At 39.9% G+C, this 2,285-nt stretch carries 3 protein-coding genes; all 3 read left to right on the forward strand.

All coding sequences use genetic code 11. The features are described 5' to 3' along the window. The coding region (locus tag I2503_RS09525; RefSeq protein ID WP_210766836.1) for a hypothetical protein at nt 1-236 on the forward strand (236 nt) is incomplete at its 5' end. A 92-nt stretch (nt 237-328) separates the two neighbouring features. After that, nucleotides 329-1,048 (forward strand): replication protein, encoded by a 720-nt coding sequence (locus I2503_RS09225; protein ID WP_196967765.1) that lies wholly within the window; start codon nt 329-331, stop codon nt 1,046-1,048. A 209-nt stretch (nt 1,049-1,257) separates the two neighbouring features. Continuing rightward, on the forward strand, nt 1,258-1,731 hold the full coding sequence (locus I2503_RS09230; protein WP_196967766.1) for a hypothetical protein: 474 nt from the start codon (nt 1,258-1,260) through the stop codon (nt 1,729-1,731). Nucleotides 1,732-2,285: the final 554 nt, after the last annotated feature.

Below are 2,285 nucleotides of genomic sequence, written 5' to 3' on the forward strand. Positions count from 1 at the left end.
AGGGAGCGATAGCGACCGGCAAAAATCTTGGTTCAAAGCTTGACAAGTGTCTTTCTAGTGTGTATAATTTGTATATACACCAGAAAAAGGAGGATGTGTATGTGAGTCAGGCAATTATTAACTTGCGAGTTCCTGAAGAACTTAAAAAGAGAGCACAAGAAAAGGCTCAAACCCAGGGCGAGAGCCTTTCAACTGTTGTTAGACATTTACTTCGAGAATGGAGTAATGAGAAATAAAAAAACCTAGACGGGGTAGTCTAGGGGTATCTCTTCAAATGTATTATACCACAAGACTGCCTTGTCTCTCAAGCCAAAAGGAGGCTAAAGACATGGCAAATGTTAACGAAATTCAAATTCCAAGTTGGACTGAAAAAAACTATACGCCTACAAGAGATTATAGAGCGAAAAAGTATACTCTTGTAGTTTATCCGCAAGATATGCCTGAAAATTGGAGGGATATTTTACGAGAACTTCATTGGGATGTAGTGATAAGTCCATTGCATGACAAGGACACGAATCCTGATGGTGAATTAAAAAAACCGCATCATCATGTTATTGTAAGTGCTGGAGCTTCGTGGATAACAATGAAAGATTTAGCTGAAATGGGGAAACGTCTACGAGGTGTTGCTACTCCTCAGCGGTGCTCAAATCCAAAAGGGATGGTGAGATATTTTATTCATGCGGACAATCCAGAAAAGGCTCAATACAAGAGAGGAGATATCGAAGTTTATGGAAATTTCGATATTGAGAGGTATTTTAAATCTTCTATAAGTGAGGACCGAGAAGTTCGCCAGGAGATTGTTACTTATATCTTTGAGAATGAGATTACGGAACTGGCGGACTTGATAGATTATACTATAGCAAATAATGAATTGTGGGATGATTATATAGCTAGTCACACGCTTTATATCAACCAAATTATTCGTTCAGTTCGTCATAGAGGGGAAAGAGAGCTAAAAGTGCGTGTAGAAGACCTAAGCGCAGAACAAATACAATATCTGGAAGAATTGGACAGAAAAGTGGAGGAGCGTTTTCCAGAGAGAAAATAGAGTGACTTAAAGTCACTCTTCTCTTTAGGTCAAAATGTAGCGTGTTAGGTCTAAAACGCTACAAAATTATTTGTTTTGAGTATGTCGATTTTGTTATCAGAAAGTACTAGTTTTGTTTTCCGAAAGCACATTTTTGTTTTCCGAATGTGCTATTCTGATTCAATTCCTACAACTTTTGAGTTGGTTTTACTGTAAGGAGAGAAGTAGCGATGGTTACTGGAATAAATGAGGAAAGACTGCAAAAGCAGTTGGACCTGATAAAAGAGAAAAAATTTAAGCGAAAGTTAGATGAAATCAGAGAGAATGAAATCAGTTTTCTAGAAGAACTGCAAAAAATAGAATCAGGGGAAATTTATGATTTTGACTTGGTTTATGATGGAGTCACTCGTCTAGCCAAGGGACAGACCCTCTACAAAGGCCTTATGTTGGGATATACCGTTTTGAATACTAGCTCGGGAAATGTAGCTCAAGGAAGACGGATGGGACGTAGCGAGGCAGATATAGCTCTCTATGAGGCGATATTTAGAAACGAGGAGAGACGTCCACGTCTCGTGACTCGTTTCTGTGAGGAGCACAATATCCCTCGTTCAAAGTACAACAGGATAGCCCGAATTAAGGTCAAGCATGAGAAAGATAAGGAGTTTCTCGCTGACATCAAAAATAAGGTCACTCAGAGGGCGTAGAAGCCCTCTTTTTGATTTTGGAGTAGAAATCTATCTTGAAATCATAGAAAGCGAATAGAGAGCTTTCTGAGCGAAATTTTGAGGCAGTAGAGAAAGAGAGCGGCTTTATGTCGCGAAAGCTGCTTGACGATAAGCAAGGGCAAGTTAGACTGGCTCAGGCGGCTCGGTCAGAGCTTTGCTCGACCGACCGACAAGCCAAAGACTAACGCCCTTGGTTACTTGTCGTCAAGTAGACCGTGAAATAAATAGCGACTTTCTCCGTCAATTTGTTATATCTGATTTTGAAAAGAGCGTCAGAGCGTTATATTGATAGTCGGAAAAGTATAATGCGTTTTTGTTGTATTTTCGTGTTTTTGCGTCTTTTTTTGACAAAAAAGCCCTGAAAAGGGCAGTTTTTTGGAAAAAAAGAAATGAGGTTTTGATGATTTTTGATTGAGACGGTGTTGTATTTTAAGATTCGGGGGGGACTACGACACCCCCCAAGGAAGAACATAGAACATAGAACACCCTAGCCCTCCATTTTGCGTTAGCAAAATGCCAGAGAGAGGGCGGGA

The organism is Streptococcus sp. NLN64, assembly GCF_015831295.1.
Lineage (GTDB): Bacteria > Bacillota > Bacilli > Lactobacillales > Streptococcaceae > Streptococcus.